Source organism: Streptomyces sp. NPDC101490, assembly GCF_044767145.1.
Taxonomy (GTDB): domain Bacteria; phylum Actinomycetota; class Actinomycetes; order Streptomycetales; family Streptomycetaceae; genus Streptomyces.
This window is the reverse complement of sequence record NZ_JBIWNI010000004.1, coordinates 35918-59933: the sequence shown is the minus strand read 5'-3', so window position 1 is coordinate 59933 and position 24016 is coordinate 35918. Positions and strand designations below refer to the sequence as shown.

Sequence of the window (24016 nt, the reverse complement as noted above, 5' to 3'; positions counted from 1 at the left end):
TCGTCCGGGGCACGTCTGCCGGGCCGCGCGGCGGCCGGTCGCCGGGCCGTGACGGCCCGGTCCGCCGATCAGTCGGCGGCGGTGGCGGGAACGGGGACCGCGGGGGCCGCTCCGGTCCCGGAGGTCTCACCGGGAGGCCTCACGCGGAGGTCCGCGATGGCCGCCTCGAAGTCCTCCAGGCTGTTGAAGGCCTTGTAGACGGACGCGAACCGCAGGTACGCGACCAGATCCAGCTCCTGGAGCGGGCCGAGGATCGCCAGGCCCACGTCGTGGGTGGTCAGCTCGGCGCTGCCGGTGGCGCGCACCGCCTCCTCGACCCACTGGCCGAGCTTGGCGAGGGCGTCCTCGGTGACCGGCCGCCCCTGGCACGCCTTGCGGACGCCGGAGATGACCTTGGTACGACTGAAGGGCTCGGTGACGCCGGACCGCTTCACCACCATCAGCGAGCACGTCTCGACCGTCGTGAAACGACGGGAGCAGTCGGGGCACTGACGACGACGCCGGATCGACGTCCCGTCGTCGGTGGTGCGACTGTCGACGACACGGCTGTCGGGGTGCCTGCAGAAGGGACAGTGCATTGGTTCCGACCCTCCCTCACGGTACGACTGGTGAACCCCACGGGCCGGTGGGCCCTGCGGAACGACCACCAGCATAGGTGATCCGGGCACCCCCGGCAGACCGAGGGACCACTACCCCTGGGTGGCCGATGACATACAACCACTAGATCTTGGGTTGTGGGCGATTCCGGACCTCTCGCGTGTCGCGGCGCGGCGGCTCCGGGATTCCGGGCCCTCCGGGTGCGACACTGAGGGGCGCGCAACGCCCCGGGGCCTTCACGCGACACCTCGCGGCCCAGCGGCGAGGTTACCGTAATGACCGAATTGAGTCGGCGGGCCCCCGCGGAGTGAGAGCCGGGTGGGGGTGGAGTGGGGGCCGAGTGAGAGTGCTCATACACCTCCGTGCGGACAGGCGTAAGGCGATCTGCGAATTTTCACTCGAACGTGTGTTTGGCGCAACCTTTCGAAAGCTACTACCGTTGTGCCAGCCAGGGAGACCATTCGAGAGGGGCCGACGTGACCACCACCGCAGACAGTGCCACCATCACCGCCCAGGACCGCTCCCAGGGCCGACTCGAGCAGGTGCATGGCATGAACGACATCGGCATGACCGGCGATGATCCCGGGCGCCCCCCGCGCGCGCTTCCCGGTCGACCTCCTGGCATCAGGGCGGACAGTTCGGGCCTCACCGACCGGCAGCGCCGGGTCATCGAGGTCATCCGTGACTCGGTCCAGCGGCGCGGCTATCCGCCGTCGATGCGCGAGATCGGGCAGGCGGTGGGCCTCTCCAGCACCTCCTCCGTGGCGCACCAGCTGATGGCCCTGGAGCGCAAGGGCTTCCTCCGCCGCGACCCGCACCGGCCCCGCGCCTACGAAGTGCGCGGCTCCGACCAGCCGAGCACCCAGCCCACGGACACCACCGGCAAGCCCGCCGCGTCGTACGTCCCGCTGGTCGGCCGCATCGCCGCCGGTGGCCCCATCCTGGCCGAGGAGTCCGTCGAGGACGTCTTCCCCCTCCCCCGGCAGCTGGTCGGCGACGGCGAACTGTTCGTCCTCAAGGTCGTCGGCGACTCGATGATCGAAGCGGCCATCTGTGACGGCGACTGGGTCACGGTCCGCCGCCAGCCCGTCGCGGAGAACGGCGACATCGTCGCCGCCATGCTGGACGGCGAGGCCACGGTCAAGCGCTTCAAGCGCGAGGACGGGCACGTCTGGCTGCTCCCGCACAACGCCGCCTACCAGCCGATCCCCGGCGACGAGGCCACCATCCTCGGCAAGGTCGTGGCGGTGCTGCGACGGGTGTGACCCCACCTGTCGGCTCTGAACCGGGCCCCTGGACCCTCTGCGCCGGTCCAGGGGCCCTGCCGTGTCTCCGGGCCGGGACCAAGGACGGCCGTCCCGGCCGCGAACGCCCGGCCGGGACGCGGACCGCCATCCCGTCCCCCGGACACGGACGAGCGGCCCGGCCGCGAACGTTCGAACCGGGCACTGCGAAGGCCCCGGGCCGTCCGGCGGGCGGGCGACACGGGGGCCGTCACCTCGGCGGCCCGCAGCCCCTCGGGTGCCCGCAGCGGCTCAGGTGCCCGCTGCCTTCGACACCGCGTCGATGGCCGCGAGGGACTTCCGCACCTGGTTGCGGTCCGTCGTGTACCAGAAGTCCGGCAGCGAGGACTTCAGATAGCTGCCGTACCGCGCCGTGGCCAGCCGGGGATCGAGCACCGCCACGACACCCCGGTCCCCGGTCGCCCGGACCAGTCGGCCCGCGCCCTGCGCCATGAGCAGCGCCGCGTGCGTCGCCGCGACCGCCATGAAGCCGTTGCCCCCCGCCTCCTCCACGGCCTTCTGCCGGGCGCTCATCAGCGGGTCGTCCGGGCGCGGGAACGGGATCTTGTCCATGACGACCAGCTGACAGCTCGCCCCGGGGACGTCCACGCCCTGCCAGAGCGACAGGGTGCCGAAGAGACAGGTCTGGGGATCGGCGGCGAAGTTCTTGATCAGCTCGCCCAGCGTGTCCTCGCCCTGGAGCAGGATCGGCAGCTCGGGGATCCGGCTCCGCAGCTCCTCGGCCGCCTGCTGGGCGGCGCGCATCGACGAGAACAGACCGAGGGTCCGGCCGCCCGCCGCCTGCATCAGCTCGGTCAGTTCGTCGAGCATGTCGCCCCGGTCGCCGTCCCGGGCGGGCCGGGACAGGTGCTTGGCGACGTACAGGATGCCCTGCCTGGGGTAGTCGAACGGGGAGCCGACGTCGAGGCCCTTCCAGACCGGCAGGTCGTCGCCCGTGGTGCCCTCGGGGGCCAGACCGAGCGAAGCCCCGACCCCGTTGAAGTCGCCGCCCAGCTTGAGGGTGGCCGAGGCGAGGACCACGGACCGCTCGGTGAACAGCTTCTCCCTGAGCAGGCCCGACACGGTGAGCGGCGCGACCCGCAGGGAGGCTCCGAAGCGGTCGTGCCGCTCGTACCAGACGACGTCGTACTCCGAGCCGGCCGTGATCCGCTCCGCGACGCCGTGCACGGTCTCCACCAATGCCATCGCCTGCTTGCGCACCGCGTCCTCGTCCTGCACGGACCGGTCCCGGGTGGAGCCCAGGGCCGTGATCACCGCGCGGGCCGCGTCCCGCAGCGCCATCAGCGCGTACGCGAGGTCCTCCGGGACCTCCTCCAGACGTCCCGGCAGGGCCAGCTCCATCACCCGCTCGAAGCCCTCGGCCGCGGTCTGCAGCTGGTCGGCGACCTTCTCGTCGACCAGTTTGGCGGACCGGCGCACCGCACGGTTGACCTGGCCCGGGGTCAGCTCGCCGGTGGCGACACCGGTCACCCGGGAGACCAGTTCGTGCGCCTCGTCGACGATCAGCACCTCGTGCTGCGGGAGCACCGGGGCGCCCTCGATGGCGTCGATCGCGAGCAGGGCGTGGTTGGTGACGACGACATCGGCCAGCTTGGCGCGCTCGCGGGCCGCCTCGGCGAAGCACTCCGGGCCGTACGCGCACTTGGAGGCGCCGAGGCACTCCCGGGAGGAGACGGAGACCTGGGCCCACGCCTTGTCGGAGACGCCGGGCGTCAGGTCGTCCCGGTCGCCCGTCTCCGTCTCGTCCGACCAGTCGCGGAGCCGGATGAGGTCCTGGCCGAGCTTGCTGGTGGGCGCGGCGGCCTCGAAGGGGTCGAACAGGCCCTCCTCCTCGTCCTGCGGGACCCCTTCGTGGAGCCGGTGCAGACAGAGGTAGTTCGACCGGCCCTTGAGCATGGCGAACTGGGGGCGGCGGCGCAGCTGCGGATGCAGGGCGTCCACGGTCCTCGGCAGGTCGCGCTCGACGAGCTGGCGCTGGAGCGCCAGGGTGGCCGTGGCCACCACCACCCGCTCGCCCTGGGCCAGCGCGGGCACCAGATAGCCGAGCGACTTGCCGGTGCCGGTGCCCGCCTGGACGAGCAGGTGGGAATTGTCGTCGATGGCCTCGGCCACGGCCTCGGCCATGGTGACCTGGCCGGGTCGCTCCGTGCCGCCGACGGCGGAGACGGCGGCGTGGAGGAGATCGGGGAGGGATGGCTTCGTCATAGCCCGCCCAGCCTACGGGGCGGCACCGACAGCCAGGGCACGCGCGCGCCTCACGCGAGCGGGTTCGGGACGGTTCCGTGGACGGCCGCGTGGGGGCGGTCCGGCCGGTCCCGGTAGCCGTCCAGATGCAGACGGTTGCGGTTGAGACAGAGCCGTTCGATCCGGGGCGTGAGGAGGTCGAAGAGTTCGAACCGTTCCTTCAGCTCGGGGAAGCGTGCCTGGTGGCGCAGGATCTCGGCGCGGACGAGCGCCCAGAAGTCCCGCTCGGGAACGTCGAGTTGTTCCTCGCAGAGCGGAGCGAGGTAGCGGAAGACGCCGACGAAGAGCCCCGAATGGATGAACTGCACGAGGAAGCCCGGTTCCTCGGTGAGGAGGACGGCCCGTACGTCGTCGGGCAGCGTGTCGTGCTCGGGGAGGGGGCGGGCGCTGATGTTCACGTCGTCGACGAAGTCCTTGATCGCCAGCCGTACGGGGACGTCCCGGTCGTCGTGGATCACGATGGCGTTCTCGCCGTGCGGGGAGAAGACCGTGCCGTAGCGGTAGAGGAAGTGCAGGAGCGGGGGCAACAGGGCCGCGAAGAGGTGCTGGAGCCAGACGGTGGGGGCGAGGCCGGAGCGGGCGACCAGCTCGGCGACGAAGGCGCGCCCCCCGGGGTCCGTGTGGAGCAGCGAGGCGAGGGTGCGGGCGCGCTCGCCCGGCGGGAGGCGCAGCGGTTCGCGCCAGATCGCGCCGAGGAGTTCCTTGTACTGGTACGGGACTTCGGGCAGCCGGTCGTACAGCGGGTGCGCGACGGTGACGGAGGCGACCTCGCCGAGCAGGATCACCCGGCACTCGTCGCGCAGGAAGGGGTCCGTGTCGCGCAGGCCGTGGACCCAGGCGGTGACGGCGGGTGCGGCGAGGGTCCGCTCGGTGGGCAGGCCGCGCCAGACGAGGGTGTTGAGCACCGAGAGGGGCAGCTTGACGGTGTGCCGGTCGGGGCGGCTGGTGTTGAGGAAGGTGCGGACCGACTGCTGGGGCAGCCGCAGGTCGGGGTCGGCGGAGAGCGGGACGACGGAGCCGTCCGCGACGGCGGGGGCGTAGAGCGGGAGGAGGATCTCGTCCCACTGCCAGGGGTGGACGGGCAGCAGGAGGTAGTCGTCGGGCCGGTGGCCCCGGGCGGCGAGTGCGGCGCGGAAGGCCGCGTGGACCTCGGGGTCCAGCTCCTGGGCGTAGAGCAGGTCGGGGGTGTCGAGGCCGGACACTCCCCGGTAGACGGCGATGCGCCTGCTGACCGCGATCCACGGGAGGCGGGTGGCGTTGCGGGCCTCGGGGGCCCAGCGGGCGGCGTCTCCCGCGGAGAAGCCGATGCGGCCCTTGTTGAGGACGAGCCAGGGGTGGCCGGTCTGGTGGCCTTCGAGTTCCGCGTACGGGAGGTCGGCGAGCCGGTCGGCGGTGAGGGCCGTGTGGTCGAGACGGGCGTCGGCGGCGAGGGTCGCGGAGAGTTCGCGGATGAGGTGTCCGAGAGTGGCTCCGTCGAGCCGGAGGAGCCCGCGGGCGCGGACCAGGAAGTCGAGGGGGTCGGTCAGCGGCCGGCCCTCGTGGGTGATCGAGTCGGCGGCGACGTACCAGCCGCCGTAGGCGCCCCGGCGGGCGCGGAAGGACAGGGTGCCGCCGTCGTCGAGCGGCAGCGCGTACCGCGCGGGTCCCTCGCCAGGTGTCGCCTCGGGTACGGGGACGAGGATCTCCTCGTACGAGAACTCGGCGAGGGCCTTGGCGAGGAGCCGCGAGGAGGCCCGGGTCCAGCCGGCGGCGGTCAGCTCGGGGGGCGCGAGCAGGACGGGCGCGGAGGAGCGCTCGGGGACGGGCGCGGAGTGGCTCTCGGGGGCGGGGTGCGGGGGCCGCGGGGCGTGCGGGACCGGTGCGTCCGGGGCGGGGGTCCGCTCCTCCGGTGCCGTGGTCCGGCGTTCCGGGGTCCGGGCGGGGGTGGCTGGGGCCGGTTCTTCCGGGGCGGGGGTCGTGGCGGGGGCGGCGGCCGGCCGTTCCGGGGCCGGTTCCGTGGCGGCCGGGCCTTCCTGGGCCGGGGCGGGGGCCGGTCGCGGGGTGGGGACGGGGCGTGCGGAGTCGTGTGGTGCAGGGGAGGTCGACACGAGGACTCCTCGGGGTGGGGACCGCCGTGGGTCGGGCGGTGGGGCGGACGGGACGGGGTGGGGTGGGACGAACGAGGCGGGTGGAGGGCGAGTCCGTTTCCGGTGGGGACGGAGCGGGGTCGGGACGGACGGGTCGGTGGGCGACCGAGGGCCGGTCCGTGCCCGGTGGCGGAAGGGCGAGGTCGGGGACGGACGAGCCGGTGGGGCGGGCTGGGGGTCGGGTCGTGTGGGGTGCGGGAAGGGTGAGGTCGGGGACGGACGGTGGGGTCCGGGGAGTACGGGGCCGGAGATCCGGGCGGGGCGGCCTGGGGTTCGGGCTTCCGGGGGGGGATGGAGTTCCGTACGGGGCGGGGTTGTCAGAGCAGGTGCCGGAGGGCCCGGTCGCGCACCATGAGCGCGGCCTGTCTGTCGGGCAGCTCGATCTCCGCCGCGTACCGGAAGCCGCCGCCGAGGAAGGCGGCGACGGAGGGCGTGTTGCGGAGGTCGGGTTCCGCGACGACCCGGGTGCAGGCGGGGCGGTGGTCGAGGACGAGGTCGGCGACGGTCCGCAGGAGCGTGGTGCCGATACCCCGCCCCCGGTCGGTGACGCCCCCGATCAGCAGGTGGACGCCGGTGTCGTGGGGGCGGGCGGGGTAGTACCGGGCGAGCGGGTCGAGATCGGCGCGGTAGATCTCGAAGTAGCTCATGGGCGTGCCGTCGAGGACGCCGAGGCAGGGGACGCTGCGGCCGTCTCCCGCCAGCTGGGCGCGGAGGTGGTCGGCGGTGACCGAGTCGGGTCCCGCCAGTTCCCAGAAGGCGGCGACGGCGGGGTCGTTCATCCAGCGGACCAGGAGCGGCAGGTCCCGTTCCAGCCGGACGGGGACGAGCCGGAAGCCGCCGAAGGGGGTGGCGGCGGGGTTCCAGGAGGCCACGGAGTCCAGCAGGTCCCCGTCGAGCGGTCCGGTGCCGGGGCGGCCCGCGTCGGGGTGACCGCCTTCGAGGAGGGCGACGAGGTCGTCGATCCTCAGGTCGAGGGTGTCGTCCCCGGGCGGGTCGGCCGGTGGGCGGGCGGGTGACACGGTGGCGCTCTCCTTTCGGCGGTGCGGGTGGGGCGGGGCGGTCGGCGGTCGGTGGCCGTTCGGGTGTCCGGTCCTGGGGCGGGCGCCGAGGCACCGGGAGGGGCGGGTGCGGGTGGGGTCAGGTGCGGAGGGGGTTGGTGACGGTGACGTACACGGACTGGGTGTCGACCGGGCCGACGAGTTCGTCCAGACCGTGCAGACGGGTGAGGAGGTTGGCCTTGCTTCGCAGGGTCGGGGCGTCCAGGAGGAGGCGCGGCAGCGGTGAGCCGAGGTCGTCGGCGGCGGTGAGGAAACTGCGGAAGGCGGCGAGCAGGACCCGTTCGTCGGCGAGTCGCTGGGAGCCGAACGCCCCGATCAGACCGAGGACGTTGTTGATGCCGAGGTAGTAGGCGAAGCGTTCGTCGGTGATCCGGTCGGAGACGAACGTGTCGCTGCCGTCGCCGATGCCGGGGAGGCGGGATTCCAGCGCGCCCCGGCGGGACTCGCGGAAGTAGTAGCCCTGGTTGTCGCGGTAGCGGCCGCCGACCGGCCAGCCGTCGCGGTCGAGCAGGACCAGGGTGTTCTGCTGGTGGGCCTCCAGGGCGATGCCCGCGTGTCCGTCGAGCCAGAGCACGGGCCGGACGACCTGGTCGAGGTAGCGAAGGAACCATTCGGCTGAGACGGCCGCGGTGGGGCGGCCGGTTCGGACGGCGAGCCCGTCGACGACATCGGTGAGCCGGGAGCGCAGGACGGCGGACCCGGGCCAGGGGCGCGGCGAGGTGAGGGCGGCGACGCAGACGGCGTCGTCGTCGGGCCCGAAGGGGTTGTGCCGGACCATCACGTCGAGCCCGGGGACGGGGACGCCGTCGGGGGTGTCGACACCGAGCCAGGCGGGGTCACGGACGATGTCGAAGCCGGGGTGGGCGGCCTGCCACTCGTCGACGAGCCCGGTGCGGAGCAGCCGGTGGACCTCCACCCCCCGGTGGAGTTCCTTGCGGAGGTTCTCGCGGCGGGAGTTGGTGATGCGCAGGCCCAGGGAGAGCTTGAGCATGGCGCGCGCGCCGGGCCGGTGCACGGTGCGGACGGAGGAGGTGGGGTGCCAGGGGCTGCCGTACGGGCCGAGGTCGCGGAGGAGCCCGGCGTCGAGGAGCGCGCGGACCTCGGGGCGGTGCCGGAGTTCGCGGGCCTGCCAGGGGTGTACGGGCAGGGGCACGGTCCCGGCGGGCAGGGCGAGCCCTTCGGCGAGGCCGCCGACGAGCTGTTCGGCGGTGACGGGGCGGCCCTGTTCGGTCCATGCCGAGTCGGCGGCCAGCACCGAGCGGGCGACGGCGAACCAGTGGAGCGGGAAGGAGCCGTGGAGTTCGGGCGAGTAGAGCCGGGACTCGGCCTCGGAGAGTCCTTCGCGGCTCTTGGGGGTGGGGTGGAGCGGGTGTCCGAGGACGAGGGACTGTTCGGCGGCGAGGAAGGGGTCGGCGGCCGGGTGCGGCCGGGGGCTGCGGCGGCGCTCGGCCAGGAACTCGGCGGTGCGGCGGGTGGAGTCGGCGACCCGGCCCACGAGTTCGGTGCCTTCGGGCCGGCCGCTCTCCCGGCCGAGCAGGGCGGCGACGGTCACGGCGTCGACGGGGGGCGCGGTGGCGGGGAGTCCTTCGAGGACGGGGGCGCCGAAGCGGTGCCAGCCGGTGGGCGACCAGTGGAGGATCGGGACGAGGAGGGCGGTGCCGCTGGCGTCGAGGGGGATGCGCAGGGTGGTGGAGCCGGGGGCGGACCGGCCGGTCTCCCTGACCCAGCAGCGGAGCAGGTTCTCGACGGCGGCGGCGTCGGCGGCGCGCGCCGGGTCGGGGTCGTTCAGGGGGTCGGGGTCGTCCAGGGCGTCGGCGGCGGTGGCCGGGCGGTGCGGCCGGAGGCCCCCCGGCCCGGTGTGCTGGCGCGGGACGGTGGGGTCGTCGGCGCTGTCGGGGCCGTACACGGAGGAGTGGGACGCGGGTCCGTGGGCGACGGGTCCGTGCGCGGCGGGCCCGTGGCCCGCTGTTCCGTGGCCGATGGGCCCGTGGCCGGTCGGTCCATGGCCGGTCGGTCCGTGCCCGGTAGATCCGTGGGTGGCGGAGCCGTATCCGGTCGGTCCGTGCGAGACCGGTCCGTGCCCGGTCGGACCGTGCGTGACCGGTCCGTGCCCGGTCGGTCCGTGGGTGAGGGGGCCGTGCGCCGCGAGGACGGCGGCGGGCGGGCCGTGTACGGAGGCGGCGGTGGCGCTCGGGGCGGGCGCGGCGGTCCTGGCCGCCGGTCCGGCGGAGAAGGCGGACGGTCCGGTGACGGGGGCGAAGGCCTCGGGTCCGGTGGAGCCGGTGACGGTTCCGGGTGTGGCCGTGTCGGGTGCGGGGGTGCCCGGTGCCGTCGTGGGTGCGGGCGCCGGGGAGGTGGGGGTGGCGTTCACGGGGGCTTCCTTGGGGTGGGGCCGGGGGCGGTCCGGGTTCAGTGGGACGGCCCGGTGGCGGTCCGGGGGGCCGGGGCCCGTCGGGGGGCGGCCGGGTGGGGGGTGTGGGCCCGCTCGGCCGCGGCGAGGGCGTCGGCGAAGCGGTCGAGGACGGCGGTGGCCTGCTCGTCGGTGAGGGTGAGCGGGGGCAGCAGCCGGACCACCGCGGAGTGGCGCCCGCCGAGTTCGACGATGAGTCCCCGGGCGAGGCACTCCCGCTGGACGGCGCGGGCCAGGGCGGGGGCGGCGGGCGGGACGGTGTCGTGCGGCCCGGCCGCTTCGGGGTCGACGAGTTCGACGCCGATCATCAGGCCCCGGCCCCTGACGTCGCCCACGCAGGGGTGGGCGGCGGCCAGTTCCCCGAGCCGTTCGAGCATGTGGGCGCCGAGGGTGCCGGCCCGTTCGGCGAGTCCGTTCTCGCGGACGTACGCGAGAGTGGCCGCGCCCGCCGCCATGGCGAGCTGGTTGCCGCGGAAGGTCCCCGCGTGGGCGCCCGGCTCCCAGACGTCGAGCCCGGAGCGGTACACGATGACGGCGAGGGGCAGGGAGCCACCGATGGCCTTGGAGAGGACCATCACGTCGGGGACGATCCCGCTGTGTTCGACGGCCCAGAAGGCGCCGGTGCGGCCGACGCCGGTCTGCACCTCGTCGACGACGAGCGGGACGGAGCGGTCGGCGGTGATCCGCCGCATGGCCCGCATCCAGTCGTCGGGGGCGGGGATGACCCCGCCCTCGCCCTGGACCGCCTCGACGATCATTCCGGCGGGGGCGGTGACCCCGCTCTTGGGGTCGTCGAGGAGGTTCTCGGTCCACCGGGCGGCCAGCCGGGCGCCCTCGGCGCCGCCGACTCCGAAGGGGCAGCGGTAGTCCTGGGGGTACGGCAGCCGGGTCACGCGGACGTCGGCGGCTCCGCCGGAGGCGGCGAGGGCGCCGGACGTCATGCCGTGGTAGGCGCCGGTGAAGGCGAGGAGCCCGGTGCGGCCGGTGGCCGTACGGACGAGGGTGAGCGCCGCTTCGACGGCGTCCGTACCGGCGGGGCCGCAGAACTGGATGCGCGCGTCCTCGGCGAGGCCGCGCGGCAGGGTGGCGAACAGTTCGGTGGTGAAGGCGTCCTTGACGGGGGTGGCGAGGTCGAGGACGTGCAGGGGGGCGCCGGAGTCCAGGACCTTCCTGACGGCTTCGAGGACGACGGGGTGGTTGTGGCCGAGGGCCAGGGTCCCGGCACCGGAGAGGCAGTCGAGGTAGCGGCGGCCGTCGGCGCCCTCGATGGTCAGGCCCCGGGCCCGGACGGGGACGATCGGCAGGGAGCGGGCATACGTGCGGGCGGCGGACTCGCGCAGGGACTGGCGGCGGAGGATGCCCTCGTACCCGCCTCCGCCCTGCTCCTGGGCCGCGAGGCCCGGCCGCCCCGGCTCGGACTTCTCGGGCTCGGACTTCTCGGGCTCCGGCTGGGCGGGCTCCGGCCGCCCCGGCCGGGACCGGTCCGGTTCCGGTCGTCCTGGTTCGGGCCGTTCCGGTTCCGGCTGTCCGTGGGCCGGAGGGGGCAGGGGGGTCGTCCGTCCCGACGGCGGGGCAGGGCTCCGGCCCTCCCCCGCGCGTTCCGCCTCGTCGTGCGCGCCGGTTCCCGGGACTCCCGGTGTCCGGGTCTGCGCCCGCGCGGCCGGTGGGACGGCCGGAGCTGATTCGGTCACGGCCACGGCTCGGTGTCCTCCCGCTGTAACGGTTGCGTTGCACATCGGGGCACCGGCGGACGGCCTCAAGGGCCTTCCGGGGCGCCGTCGTTGTGTCCCCCGTACGTACCAACGACGCGGGATGCCGGGGATCACGGGCCCGGCGGAAGGAACTTGGCGTGTCCCGGATCACGGCACGACAACGGCCGAAGGGTTCCCGGAACCGGCCGCCGGGCGCGTACCGTCCCCTCCGGCACCGGCATAGTGGGGCCTCCGGCCACCGTCCGTACGGAGGTGGCCACGGCTCCGCCCGTGCGCGAGAAGACATCAGTACACGTAGTTCCAGGGGGATCACGAGATGCGATCGATTCGTCCACTGCTGACGGCGGCTTCCGCCGTCGCGGCGCTGACGCTGACCGTCACTGCCTGCGGCCCGAGCGAGCAGAACGCGGCGGACAAGCCCAGCGCGCCCACGAACCGGATTCCCGACAGGATCAAGATTCCGGAGGACCTGAAGCAGCGCCTGAAGGACCACGGGATCGACATCGACAAGTGGCGCGGCGGCGAGTGGCGGAACTGGGACCGCGACAAGTGGCTGCGCGAGGCCAAGGACTTCGTCAACCCGATCATCGAGGACCTCTGGGACCCGGACCGGATGCGGGAGGCCGAGCGCCCCGACAAGCCGGTCGAGGAGGAGGACATCTCCGGTGACGAGGGCGTGACCGACCCGACGCCGGACCCGGTGCGGGCGAAGGGCGTCCCGGCGAAGTACCACGCCAGCGCCCCGGCGTCCGGGAAGGTCTTCTTCGACGGGCCCGAGGGCTCGATGGTCTGCTCGGCCACGGTCGTGAAGGACCCGGCGCACCCCGGCAGGTCCAACATGGTGTGGACGGCCGGCCACTGCGTCCACAAGGGCAAGAAGGGCGGCTGGTACCGCAACATCGCCTTCGTCCCCTCGTACAACGACGCGGCGCTGCCGACCTCTGACCTGGAGAAGGCCACGCGGGAGCAGATCGCTCCGTACGGGGTGTGGTGGGCGGACTGGGTCAAGACCTCGGACCAGTGGATCGCCCAGGGCGCCTCGACCGGTGGCGCGGGCGCCCCGTACGACTTCGCGGTGATCCGGGTGACCCCGGAGAAGGGTTCCTCGGGCAAGTCCCTCGAGGAGACGGTCGGTTCGGCCCTGCCGGTGGAGTTCAACGCTCCGGCCGTGCCGAAGGTCGCACGCCTGACGGCGACGGGTTACCCGGCGGCGGCGCCGTTCGACGGCCAGAAGATGTTCCAGTGCGCGGACAGGCCGGGCCGGCTGTCCCTGAAGGCGGACCAGCCGACGATGTACCGGATCGGCTGCACGATGACCGGTGGTTCGTCGGGGGGCGGCTGGGTCGCCCAGGGGCGTGACGGCAAGCCCGCGCTGGTGTCGAACACCTCGATCGGCCCGTCGACGGCGGGCTGGCTCGCCGGACCGAGGTTCGGCCCCGAGGCCAAGGCCGTCTTCTCCGAGGTCAGCACGAGGTCCGCGAGCCGCTAGCTCCTGCTTCGAAAGGAGCGTCGGCAGGCGGGCGGGGCTCTCGAAGCACGCACCGGGTCGTCTCCTCCCGGCCCCTCGCCGGGCGGGGAGGGCGAGGCGGGGTCCCGGGAGTCCGGGCCCCGCCTTCTCCGCGCCCGAGCCCCGGGCGTCGGGTGCGGGCCGCCCGCGACCACCGCCGTACGGGTACGGGCCCGGCCCGTGTCCGCGCCGGTTCCGACCGGCATACTGTGCACCGCAAGTGACGCGTCCATGACCACGTCAAGGCGAGAACGCGCCGACGTGTGCCCGTTCCCGGACGCGGAACCACCACAGGGGGAAAACACCACATGCGTTCCGCAAGACTCCTGCCCGCCGTCCTGGGCCTGGTCACCGCGCTCGCGCTGACCGTCACGGCCTGCGGGCCCACCGAGACCCCGGCCTCGGACAAGCCCTCGGGCAAGCCCTCCACCGAGGCCGGCGGCTCCGCGCCCGCCGCCGACTCCGACCTCACCGCCGATCTCGCCGACAAGCTCAAGAAGCACGGCGTCGACATCGACAAGTGGCGGGACGGCGCGTGGAAGGACTGGGACAGGGGCACCTGGCTGCGTGAGGCCGAGGACTTCGTCAATCCGGTCATCGACGGGCTCTGGGACCCGGCCAGGATGCGGTCGGCGAAGAACCCGGAGCAGACGGTCACCGCGCAGGCGGGTGGCGGCGGCACCGACCCGACGCCGTCGCCGGTGCGGGCACAGCGCGAGAAGACGCCGTACCACCGCAACGCGGCACCGGTCGGCAAGATCTTCTTCGACTCGCCGCAGGGCCACATGGTCTGCTCCGGCACGATCGTGAAGGACCCGCGCAGGCCCGGGAAGTCCAACATGGTGTGGACGGCGGGTCACTGCGTCCACGCGGGCAAGAAGGGCGGCTGGTACCGCAACATCACCTTCGTCCCCGCCTTCAACGACCTGGGCAAGTCCCCGGCCGCGCTGAACGACGCCCAGCCGCACGAGGTCTACCCCTACGGCCAGTACTGGGCCGACTGGGCCGTGACCTCGGGCGAGTGGATCAAGTCCGGTGGCACCGGCCAGGCCTGGCCGTACGACTACGCCGTCCTGCACGTGAAGCCGCAGCGGGGCTCCAAGTCCCTGGAGGAGACCGTCGGCGCGGCGCTGCCGGTCGACTTCTCGGCGCCCGCGCCCGCGCGGACGGGGACGGTGGGTGCCTGGGGCTACCCGGCGGCGCCGCCGTACAACGGCATGATCATGCACAAGTGCCTCGGTCCGGCGAGCAGGCTCACGACGGCCCCGGCCACTCCGGTGATGTACCGGATCGGCTGCACCATGACCGGCGGCTCCTCCGGCGGCGGCTGGTTCCGCGTACTGCCGAACGGCGGGACGGCCCTGGTGTCGAACACCTCGATCGGCCCGGCGGGCGGCAACGGCTGGCTCGCGGGACCACAGCTCGGACGGGGCGCCAAGGCGGCCCACGACATGGTCAGCAAGAAGTTCGCCCGCTGAGCGGGGGGGGGCTTGGCCGGGTCGGTGCAGTCCATGACGAAAGGGCGCCGCCCGCCCCCCTGACGGGGTGGCGGGCGGCGCCCTTCGCGTACGGCGTGGGCCGTCCGTTCAGTGTGCGGCCGGAACGTACGGCGTGAGCAGCGCGCCCAGTTCCTCGTGCACCCGGACCTTGAGCAGGGTGCCCTCCGGGGTGTGCTCCTCGGACTCGACCTCGCCCTCGGCGTGCGCCCGCGAGACCAGACCGCCCTGCGTGTACGGCACGAGGACCTCCAGCTCGACCTGCGGGCGGGGCAGTTCGGCGTCGATCAGCGCGAGCAGCTCCGGGATGCCCGCGCCCGAACGGGCCGAGACCACGATCGAGTGCTTCTCCATCCGCTGGAGACGCTGGATGACCAGCGGGTCGGCCGCGTCCGCCTTGTTGATGACGACGATCTCCGGCACGTTCACCGCGCCGACCTCCCGGAACACCTCGCGGACGGCGGCCAGCTGCTCCTCCGGGGCGGGGTGCGAGCCGTCCACCACGTGCAGGATGAGGTCGGAGTCGCCGACCTCCTCCATGGTGGAGCGGAACGCCTCGACCAGGTGGTGCGGCAGGTGCCGGACGAAGCCGACCGTGTCGGCCAGGGTGTAGACCCGCCCGGTGGGCGTCTCGGCCCGGCGGACGGTCGGGTCGAGGGTGGCGAACAGCGCGTTCTCCACCAGGACGCCCGCGCCCGTGAGCCGGTTGAGCAGGGAGGACTTGCCCGCGTTGGTGTATCCGGCGATGGCGACCGACGGCACCTTGTTCCGGCGCCGCTCCTGCCGCTTGATGTCACGGCCGGTCTTCATCTCCGCGATCTCCCGGCGCATCTTCGCCATCTTCTCGCGGATGCGGCGCCGGTCGGTCTCGATCTTGGTCTCACCGGGGCCGCGGGTGGCCATGCCGCCACCGCCGCCGCCGCCCATCTGCCGGGAGAGCGACTGGCCCCAGCCGCGCAGCCTCGGCAGCATGTACTGCATCTGCGCGAGCGCGACCTGGGCCTTGCCCTCGCGGGACTTGGCGTGCTGGGCGAAGATGTCGAGGATCAGCGCGGTCCGGTCGACCACCTTGACCTTGACGACGTCTTCGAGGGCGATGAGCTGGCCGGGGCTGAGCTCACCGTCGCAGACCACGGTGTCCGCACCGGTCTCGACGACGATGTCCCGCAGCTCACGGGCCTTGCCGGAACCGATGAAGGTCGCCGGGTCCGGCTTGTCACGGCGCTGCATCACGCCGTCGAGCACGAGCGCGCCCGCCGTCTCGGCGAGGGCGGCGAGCTCCGCGAGGGAGTTCTCCGCGTCCTGGACGGTCCCGGAGGTCCAGACACCGACCAGCACGACGCGCTCCAGGCGCAGCTGGCGGTACTCGACCTCGGTGACGTCCTCGAGCTCGGTGGAGAGGCCCGCCACGCGGCGCAGCGCCGCCCGCTCGGAGCGGTCGAACTGGGCGCCGTCCCGCTCTCCGTCGATCTCGTGGCTCCAGGCGACGTCCTCTTCCATCAGGGCATCGGCCCGAAGGCTCTCGGTACGGCTCGTCTGCGCGGAGCTCTGCTCGTCCTGGGAAGGGGAGGAAGAGGAGGTCATTTGATCCTTACGTCGAGGGAGCGATGAGTCTGATGTCGGCACAACGCCTGTGGGCACCGGAAGATTCCCGGTCCCGGCCGCGTCGCCGACCCGACGATGGTGCCACGGCCCCGGCGGACGCGTCACCCGGGTTTCACGGTGTCCGGGGCGGTGTCGACGGGGTCGCTGCGCCAGTCCGGGTGGCCGGGCATGGCGGGGGTCTTCTTCTCGTACAGCCAGCCGTGGAGGAAGGCGGTGAGGTCGCGTCCGGCGGTCTCGCCCGCCAGGGCGACGAAGTCGGCGGTGGTGGCGGTGGAGTCCCGGTGGCCGGCGACCCAGCGGTGTTCCAGGCGGCGGAAGGCGTCGTCGCCGATCTCCTCGCGGAGCGCGTAGAGGGCGAGGGCGGCTCCGTCGTAGACCACGGGCCGGAAGAGGCTGATCTGGTGGGAGGGGGTGGGCGGATCGGGTGCGGCGGGCGGGCCGCCGTCCGCCCGCCAGCGGTCGGAGGCGGCGTAGGCGGCCTTCATGCGGCGCTCCAGGGTCGGGCCCCCGTTCTCCTCGGCGTACACCGCCTCGTACCAGGTGGCGTGGCCCTCGTTGAGCCACAGGTCGGACCAGGTGCGGGGGGAGACGCTGTCGCCGAACCACTGGTGGGCCAGTTCGTGGACCAGGACCGAGTCGACGTACCAGCGCGGGTACCTCGGGTCGGCGAACAGTCGGCGTTCGAAGAGCGAGAGGGTCTGGGTCTCCAGCTCGAAGCCGGTGGAGGCGTCGGCGACGAGGACCCCGTACGTCTCGAAGGGGTACGGGCCGACCCGTCGCTCCATCCATTCCAGGTGTCCGGGGGTCCGGGCCAGCCAGGGCTCCATCAGCTCCCGGTCGGCGGTGCGGACCACGTCCCGTACGGGCAGGCCGTGCGGGCCCTCGCGGTGGAGGACCGTGGAGTCGCCGATGGAGATCTGGGCGAGTTCGGTGGCCATGGGGTGGGTGACGCGGTAGGTCCAGGTGGTGGTGGCGCCGTGCCGGACGCGGCCGGTGCGCAGGCCGTTGGCGACGACGGTGAGGGTCTGGGGGGCGGTGACGCGGAAGGTGAAGTACGCCTTGTCGGCGGGGTGGTCGTTGGACGGGAAGACCCGGTGGGCGGCGTTGGCCTGGTTGGCCATGGCGAGCCCGTCGGTGGTGCGCACCCAGCCGCCCGCCGAGGCCGGGCCCCGGGGGTCGCTGGTGTGGGTGACGACGATGTGCACCCGCTCCCCCGCGTCGACCGGTACGGCCGGGGTGACCACCAGGTCCTCGTCCGCGGTGGCGTACGCGGCGGGCAGGCCGTCGACGCTGACGGCGGAGACCGTGCCGTGGGTGAAGTCGAGGTTGATCCGCTCCAGGTCGGCGGTGACGAGGGCGTCGATCCGGGTCACCGCCGCGAGGGGCTCGGTGTTGACGCCGGTGTAGGTGAGGTCGAGGTCGTAGGCGAGGACGTCGTAGCCGGGGTTCCCCAGCTCCGGGAAGAGCGGGTCCCCGATGCCGAGGGGTTGCGGGGCGGGCAGCGCGGCGGCCACGAGCCCGGCGGAGGCGGCGACCAGGACGGCGGAGCGGAGCCACCGCGCGCGGGACGGGGGGGTGCGGAGGAGCGGCATGGGCCGGGCCTTTCCTGAGGACTGGCCCTACGGCTACCAGGACGCTCCCCCGGACCCCGGCCGACGCGCCCGCCCGCCACTCGAAGGGGTTCACGGGGGCGGGCCGGGGGCGGCGTCGGCGGTTCGGGGCCCGCCCGGTCCGGGTGGGCGGGATGCTCGTGGGGCCCGTCCGGACCCGACAGGTCCCCCCCACGCCTCCCCGGGCCCGGCACGGAACCGGCTCCGGACCCGTCGGGCGCGCTTCTCGGCCGAATCCGGCGGCGGGCCCCGCGCGGGCCCCGGACGCACGGCCCCGCCCCGGTCCGGCTCGGGGCCGGTCTCGCGTTCGGCCGGGGCGGGCCCGTCAGGCGCGGCGCGGCGACGGGCGGTGGCGGGCCCGGGTCACGTCGTACACGCCGGGCACGTCCCGCATGGCCCGCATGAGGGCGGAGAGGCGGGCCACGTCGGGCAGGTGGAGCGTGTACGTGTGCCGGACGCGCTGCTCGCTCGGCGGTTCGACGGTCGCGGCGACGACGGCCGCCCCGGCGACGGCGATGGCCTCGGTGAGGTCGGCCAGGAGGCCGGGCCGCCCGAAGGACTCGGCGACCAGGGTGACCCTGCCGTGGGCGGTGTCGCCCCAGCGGACCGCGACCGGCTCGCGGCCGAGACCGCGCATGGTGTCGACGGCGGCGCAGCCCGAGCGGTGGGCGGTGACCGATCCCCCGCTCACCCGGAAACCGGTGATCTCGTCGGGGGGTACGGGCGTGCAGCAGCCCGCCGGGCGGACGGCCGGGGCCGGTTCTCCCGCCAGGTCGGCGTGCAGCTCCGCGCCGGTACGCCGGTCGGCCACGGGCCCCGCCGGGGGCCGGGGGCCGGTGCTCGCGGCGGGTGGCGGGGTGCTCTCGGGGTGGTCCCGGAGCCAGCCGGTGATCGCGATCCGGGCGGCGGGGGTGCGGGCGTGGTCCAGCCACTCGGGCGAGGGGCCCGACCCGGCGTCCGGGTCGAGGAGCAGCTGGACGGTGTCCCCGGCGCCGAGGACGGTGCTCAGCGGGGCGAGGCGGCCGTTGACGCGGGCGCCGTGACAGGTGTGGGCGGCCTCGCCGTGCCGGGCGTACGCGGCGTCGACGCAGCTGGCCCCGGCGGGCAGGCTGATGGTGCCGGGGAGGCCGGCGCCCGTGTGGAAGACGGTGATCTCGTCGTCCTCGGCGAGGTCGGCGCGGAGCGAGGACCAGAACGTGTCCGCGTCGGGCGCCGCCTGCTGCCAGTCCAGCAGGCGGGAGAGCCAGCCGGGACGGGTGGGGTCGACGCGCTCGTCCTCCGCCCCTGCGGTCGCGTCCGCCTCGGCGGACGCGTCGGAGCGGGGGGAAGCCTTGGAAGCGGCGGGACCCGTGCGGGCCTCCGGTCTGGTGGCGGCCTCCGGACCGCTGGGGCTCCCGGGGCCGGTGGGGGCCGTGAGCGGTTCCCGGGGGGCCGGGGCGGTGGCCGCCGGGGCCTCCGCCCCGGGCTGTGCGGCCGTGTCCTGCCCCACGTACGGATTGCCGAGGGCGACGACGCCCGCCTCCGCGACCGTGTGCATCCGGTGGGTGCGGATGAGGACCTCGGCGACCGCGCCGTCGGGAGCGGCGATCGCGGTGTGCAGCGACTGGTACAGGTTGAACTTGGGCGCGGCGATGAAGTCCTTGAACTCGGAGATCACCGGGGTGAAGCAGGTGTGCAGTTCGCCCAGCACCCCGTAGCAGTCGGCGTCCTCCGCGACCAGGACCAGGAGCCGTCCGAAGTCGCAGCCGCGCAGTTCGCCGCGCTTGAGCCGGACCCGGTGGACGGAGACGAAGTGCCGTGGCCGGACGTGGACTTCGGCGCCGATGCCCGCCTCTCGGAGCACCGACGCCACCTGATCGGCGACGGCGCCGAGCGCGTCCCCCGACTGCGGGGCGCCCGCGACGAGCGCGCGGATCACCTCGTAGTCCTCGGGGTGGAGGATGGCGAAGACCAGGTCCTCCAGCTCGGACTTGAGCGCCTGGACGCCGAGCCGTTCGGCCAGGGGGATGAGGACGTCCCTCGTGACCTTGGCGATCCTGGCCTGTTTCTCGGGCCGCATCACCCCGAGGGTGCGCATGTTGTGCAGCCGGTCGGCGAGCTTGATCGACATCACCCGGACGTCGTCACCGGTGGCGACGAGCATCTTGCGGAAGGTCTCGGGCTCGGCGGCGGCGCCGTAGTCGATCTTCTCCACCTTGGTGACGCCGTCGACCAGATAGGCCACCTCGTCGCCGAACTCGCGGCGCACCTGATCGAGGGTCACCTCCGTGTCCTCGACGGTGTCGTGGAGCAGGGAGGCGGTCAGGGTCGTGGTCTCCGCGCCGAGTTCGGCGAGGATGAGGGTGACCGCGAGCGGATGGGTGATGTACGCCTCGCCGCTCTTGCGGAACTGGCCCCGGTGCGAGTGCTCGGCAAGCACGTACGCCCGCCGCAGCACCGTCAGATCGGCCTCCGGATGGTGGGCGCGGTGTGCCTCGGCGACATGGCTGATGGCGTCCGGCAGCCGGTCGCGGGGGGTGGGTCCCGCGGTGGCGCCGAGCAGGGCGGCGCGGCCGAGGCGGCGCAGATCGATCCTGGCGCGCCCGCGTCTGCGGGCGGTCGTCCCGGTGTCGGCGGATTCCGCCGCGCTCACGGGGTTGGCGGCCTCTGCGCTCATGGGCACCTCCGGCGACGTCGACCGGCAGTGGGCGGGCCAGGGGTGCCCGGGGGGCCGGTGCTTGATGCTACCGACCCCACCACGCGGCGCCGTCACGCTCTCGCCCAGCATGAACCGGATCACCCATTCGAGCGACAGATCGGTCGTTGACGATTTCGATTCCGTCACTCTCGGGCAGGGGCGGCCCGGTCCGGTGGTTCAGCCCCGCCGCCCGGGTCCGGCGGCCCGTCCGCCGGTGGTCCGGTCCGGTGGTCTCAGCCCAGCCACTCGGGGTCGACCGTGCCCTCGGCGACGATCACCGCGGGGCCCGTCATGTCGATCCGGCCGTCGGGGTGCTCGGTGATGACCAGGGTCCCGCCGAGCACGTCCACGGTGTACGTCACGGGGGTGCCGGTCACGGCGGGGTCGGCACCGTCCCGGCGGGCGGCGGCGACGGCCACGGCGCAGGCGCCGGTGCCGCAGGAGCGGGTCTCGGCCGCGCCGCGCTCATGGACGCGCATGGCGACGTGCCGGGGGCCGAGGTCGGCGACGAACTCGATGTTCACCCCGTCCGGGTAGACCGCCGAGGGCTCGTAGGACGGCTCGGTGAAGAGGTCGCCCGCGTGGGCGAGGTCCTCGACGAAGGCGACGGCGTGCGGATTGCCCATGTTCACGTTCCGCGCGGACCAGTGGCGGCCGTCGACGGTGACGGTGACCCCGTCCTCGGGGAGGACCGCCCGGCCCATGGCGACGGTGACGGAACCGTCCTTGTCGAGGTGGACGCGCTTGACCCCGCCCCGGGTGGCGACGGCCACCTCACCGGCGGTGACGTGCCCGGCGTGCTCCAGGTACCGGGCAAAGACCCGGACCCCGTTGCCGCACATCTCGGCGACCGAGCCGTCCGCGTTGCGGTAGTCCATGAACCACTCGGCCTCGTCGGCCAGGTGCCGCGCCTCGGGGTGGACGGCGCTGCGCACGACGTGCAGCAGTCCGTCGCCGCCGATCCCGGCCCGTCGGTCGCAGAGCCGTGCGACGACGGCGGGCGGCAGGTCGACGGCGTTCTCCGCGTCGGGGACGATCACGAAGTCGTTCTCGGTGCCGTGGCCCTTGAGGAACGGGAGCGGTGAGGTCTGCGCGTTGGTCACGCGATCAACTGTACGGGGTGGCCCCGGGCGCCGCCCGACCGTCCACGGGCCGGTCGTCGCAGGCCACCGGCCGTGACCGGGCGCGGAGGAGCGGGTCCGGGCGACCGGGGGGGATGGAAAAGGGGGCGCCCGGAAGTCGCGGGAGTCGGGCCCGGGGCCGATGACCGGGTCAGCGGAGGCGGGCGACGCGCCAGACCGCGAGGGACACCAGGGCGGTGATCGTCACCGCGTACAGCAGGAGCGCCCGCCAGTTCGGGCGCTCGCCCGAACCGCGCCTGCGCAGCCCCGGCCAGGTGTGGCCGACCCTGCGGGCGGCCATCACGCCCCAGCCCGCCGCGCAGGAACTGATGAGAAGTCCGAGCATCGCGACGACGGCGCCGCCGTCCCCCGAACCGAAGGCGAGCGGGAACGCGAACATCAGCGAGCCGAGGGCGGCGAGCGCCACGATGGGGGCGAGCTGCCAGATCCGCAGCCTGCGCTGGGGCCGCAGCTCCACCTCGACCTCGGCGGCGTCCACCTCGACGGAGGTGCCCAGCACGTCGTCCGGGCCGTCCGGGGTCAGGCCCGAGGCACCGACCGGAAGGTCCGGGTCCAGGCCGGCCGCGCCCACCGGGACACCGGGGGCGTCACCCGCCGGGTCGCCGAGGGACGCTCCGTGCTGTTCTCTGTCGCGAGGGCCGGCCTCCATCGCCACGCGCCCTCCCCACTCGGACTTCACTCGGTCGATCGTCGCTCGATGATGGCACGCTCCCGGCCGCCGAATTGACGGGCAGGGCGTCCCGATGCCATCACGTGATCAGGCTGTGACCGCTCGTTCGACCAACGACAGCGCCTGTCCCGGGAGTTCCCCCCGGTGCTCGACGGCCCCGCTGAGCCAGTGGACGCGCGGGTCGCGGCGGAACCAGGAGTCCTGGCGACGGGCGAAACGCTTGGTGGCGCGCACGGTCTCGGCGCGGGCCTCGTCCTCGGTGCACTCCCCGGCCAGCGCGGTAAGGATCTGCTGGTAGCCGAGGGCGCGGGAGGCGGTGCGTCCCTCACGCAGACCGCGGGCCTCCAGGGCGCGGACCTCGTCGACGAGCCCCGCCTCCCACATCCGGTCCACCCGGGTGGCGATCCGCTCGTCCAGTTCGGGACGGGCCACGTCGACGCCGATCTGCACGGTGTCGTAGACGGAGTCCGGGCCCGGCAGGTTCGCCGTGAAGGGCTTTCCGGTGATCTCGATCACTTCCAGGGCGCGGACGATGCGGCGTCCGTTGCCGGGCAGGATCGCGTGGGCCGCGGCGGGGTCCGCCCCGGCGAGCCGGGCGTGCAGGACGCCGGGGCCGTACTCCTCCAGTTCGGCCTCCAGACGGGCCCGGACGGCGGGGTCGGTGCCGGGGAACTCCAGGGCGTCGACGGCCCCCCGTACGTACAGACCGGAACCGCCGACGAGGACGGGGACGCGTCCGGCGGCCAGCAGCCGGTCGATCTCGGCGCGGGCCAGCCGCTGGTACTCGGCGACGCTGGCCGCCTCGGTCACGTCCCAGATGTCGAGGAGGTGGTGGGGGACGCCGCCGCGTTCCTCCGGCGTCAGCTTGGCGGTGCCGATGTCCATCCCCCGGTAGAGCTGCATGGAGTCGGCGTTGACGACCTCTCCCCCGAGCTGCTGGGCCAGGAACACACCCAGATCGGACTTTCCGGCCGCCGTGGGGCCGACGACGGCGATGACCCGCGGTGCGGGAGCTGCGCTTCTCACCGCCCCAGTCTCGCAAACCTCCGGGCCCGTCCCCGAACGAGCTACGTGACGGGGCCGTTCCGGGCTTCGTTGCCCGGTGCGGGGTTCCGGCCCCGTTCGCCAGGGAACCCGTCCCGTCCGAGTACGCTATGGAGTGAGCAATGGGCGTTTTTTCTGCGTTTCGCCGCAGGACGAGCAAGGTGACCGAGGCCGAGTCGGAGCAGGTCGCCGTCGTCCCGGCGGTCGAGGAGGAGGCGCGGGGAGGGGCCGGGGCTCCGGCCGGGTCCGGCAGCGGACCGGACGGCGCGGAAGGGACTCCCCCGACGGCGGCGACCGTCGACATCCCCAGGCAGCAGTCGTCGGCGGAAGCCGCCGACGGTCGGACCGGTGAAGACGCCGGAGCATAGACGGCACACAGACGGCACACCGAAGGACGGGCCCCACGGGGTCCGCGGAGGGAAGGTTCCCATGGGTCTCCTGGATTCGCTGAAGGCCAAGCTCGGCCCGGCGAAGGAAAAGGTCGCCGACCTCGCGCAGCAGCACGGGGACAAGATCGACCAGGGCCTCGACAAGGCCGCGAAGCTGGTCGACGAGAAGACCAAGGGCAAGTACAGCGACAAGATCCACACCGGTACGGACAAGGCCAAGGACGCGCTGGACCGGATCGGTCAGAAGGACGACGGCACGCCCGGGAACGGCGGTACGACCCCGCCGCCCGCCGCCTGACACCGACGGCCCCTCCGCACGTACGGCGGACGGGGCCGCGGGGGCCGGGGGCCCCCCCCGCCCCCCCCCGGGGGTGCCCGGGGGGGGGGCCGCGCGGGGCCCCCCCCGCGGGCAGGGGGGGGGCGGC

Annotated in this window: 17 protein-coding genes; 5 read left to right on the top strand and 12 right to left on the bottom strand. The window is 74.0% G+C overall.

From position 1 onward, the window contains the following. Window positions 1-68 precede the first annotated feature (68 nt). Complete coding sequence (gene nrdR, locus ACIRQY_RS11440) at window positions 69-578, bottom strand: transcriptional regulator NrdR (protein ID WP_403924018.1); 510 nt, start codon at window positions 576-578, stop codon at window positions 69-71. 495 nt (window positions 579-1073) lie between these two features. Here nrdR and lexA point away from each other — a divergent pair, with 495 nt between their 5' ends. Then, complete coding sequence (gene lexA / locus ACIRQY_RS11435) at window positions 1074-1862, top strand: transcriptional repressor LexA (protein ID WP_366444238.1); 789 nt, start codon at window positions 1074-1076, stop codon at window positions 1860-1862. Window positions 1863-2132: 270 nt separating this feature from the next. Here the strand turns inward: lexA and ACIRQY_RS11430 are convergent, their stop codons facing one another. The 5 genes from ACIRQY_RS11430 to ACIRQY_RS11410 all read right to left on the bottom strand — a co-directional run bounded on the left by ACIRQY_RS11430 (window position 2133) and on the right by ACIRQY_RS11410 (window position 11436). Further along, window positions 2133-4106, bottom strand: coding sequence for an ATP-dependent DNA helicase (locus tag ACIRQY_RS11430; protein WP_403924015.1), 1974 nt, complete (start codon window positions 4104-4106; stop codon window positions 2133-2135). 50 nt (window positions 4107-4156) lie between these two features. Beyond that, the gene (locus ACIRQY_RS11425) at window positions 4157-5920 is read right to left on the bottom strand and encodes an IucA/IucC family protein (RefSeq protein ID WP_403924673.1); all 1764 of its coding nucleotides are present in this window, start codon (window positions 5918-5920) and stop codon (window positions 4157-4159) included. A 668-nt stretch (window positions 5921-6588) separates the two neighbouring features. Further along, a complete protein-coding gene (locus ACIRQY_RS11420) occupies window positions 6589-7290 on the bottom strand; it encodes a GNAT family N-acetyltransferase (protein ID WP_403924012.1) in 702 nt (233 codons plus the stop codon). A gap of 118 nt (window positions 7291-7408) precedes the next feature. Beyond that, entirely contained in the window at window positions 7409-9235 is a 1827-nt protein-coding gene (locus tag ACIRQY_RS11415; protein WP_403924009.1) for an IucA/IucC family protein, read from the bottom strand. Between the two features lie 503 nt (window positions 9236-9738). Next, entirely contained in the window at window positions 9739-11436 is a 1698-nt protein-coding gene (locus ACIRQY_RS11410; protein ID WP_403924006.1) for a diaminobutyrate--2-oxoglutarate transaminase family protein, read from the bottom strand. Window positions 11437-11767: 331 nt separating this feature from the next. On the opposite strand from ACIRQY_RS11410, the gene ACIRQY_RS11405 reads away from it, so the two are divergent. Together ACIRQY_RS11405 and ACIRQY_RS11400 are read left to right on the top strand one after the other, a co-directional pair. Beyond that, window positions 11768-12940: a hypothetical protein gene (locus ACIRQY_RS11405; protein WP_351790997.1), complete on the top strand. Its 1173-nt coding sequence runs from the start codon at window positions 11768-11770 to the stop codon at window positions 12938-12940. A 326-nt stretch (window positions 12941-13266) separates the two neighbouring features. Next, window positions 13267-14436: a trypsin-like serine peptidase gene (locus ACIRQY_RS11400; RefSeq protein WP_403924003.1), complete on the top strand. Its 1170-nt coding sequence runs from the start codon at window positions 13267-13269 to the stop codon at window positions 14434-14436. Window positions 14437-14544: 108 nt separating this feature from the next. Here the strand turns inward: ACIRQY_RS11400 and hflX are convergent, their stop codons facing one another. The 6 genes from hflX to miaA form a co-directional block, all read right to left on the bottom strand. Continuing rightward, window positions 14545-16038: a GTPase HflX gene (gene hflX / locus ACIRQY_RS11395; RefSeq protein WP_351791002.1), complete on the bottom strand. Its 1494-nt coding sequence runs from the start codon at window positions 16036-16038 to the stop codon at window positions 14545-14547. 122 nt (window positions 16039-16160) lie between these two features. Further along, window positions 16161-17651, bottom strand: coding sequence for a M1 family metallopeptidase (locus ACIRQY_RS11390; protein WP_403923999.1), 1491 nt, complete (start codon window positions 17649-17651; stop codon window positions 16161-16163). 343 nt (window positions 17652-17994) lie between these two features. After that, the gene (locus ACIRQY_RS11385) at window positions 17995-20325 is read right to left on the bottom strand and encodes a RelA/SpoT family protein (protein WP_403923996.1); all 2331 of its coding nucleotides are present in this window, start codon (window positions 20323-20325) and stop codon (window positions 17995-17997) included. A gap of 254 nt (window positions 20326-20579) precedes the next feature. Continuing rightward, window positions 20580-21449, bottom strand: a complete 870-nt coding sequence (dapF, locus tag ACIRQY_RS11380) for a diaminopimelate epimerase (RefSeq protein ID WP_403923994.1) — start codon at window positions 21447-21449, stop codon at window positions 20580-20582. 169 nt (window positions 21450-21618) lie between these two features. Further along, on the bottom strand, window positions 21619-22137 hold the full coding sequence (locus ACIRQY_RS11375; RefSeq protein WP_403924671.1) for a hypothetical protein: 519 nt from the start codon (window positions 22135-22137) through the stop codon (window positions 21619-21621). Between the two features lie 108 nt (window positions 22138-22245). After that, window positions 22246-23184, bottom strand: a complete 939-nt coding sequence (gene miaA / locus ACIRQY_RS11370; protein ID WP_403923991.1) for a tRNA (adenosine(37)-N6)-dimethylallyltransferase MiaA — start codon at window positions 23182-23184, stop codon at window positions 22246-22248. A 179-nt stretch (window positions 23185-23363) separates the two neighbouring features. Here miaA and ACIRQY_RS11365 point away from each other — a divergent pair, with 179 nt between their 5' ends. After that, window positions 23364-23570: a hypothetical protein gene (locus tag ACIRQY_RS11365; RefSeq protein ID WP_351791016.1), complete on the top strand. Its 207-nt coding sequence runs from the start codon at window positions 23364-23366 to the stop codon at window positions 23568-23570. A 61-nt stretch (window positions 23571-23631) separates the two neighbouring features. Beyond that, window positions 23632-23889: an antitoxin gene (locus tag ACIRQY_RS11360; protein WP_351791018.1), complete on the top strand. Its 258-nt coding sequence runs from the start codon at window positions 23632-23634 to the stop codon at window positions 23887-23889. The last annotated feature ends 127 nt before the right edge of the window (window positions 23890-24016 follow it).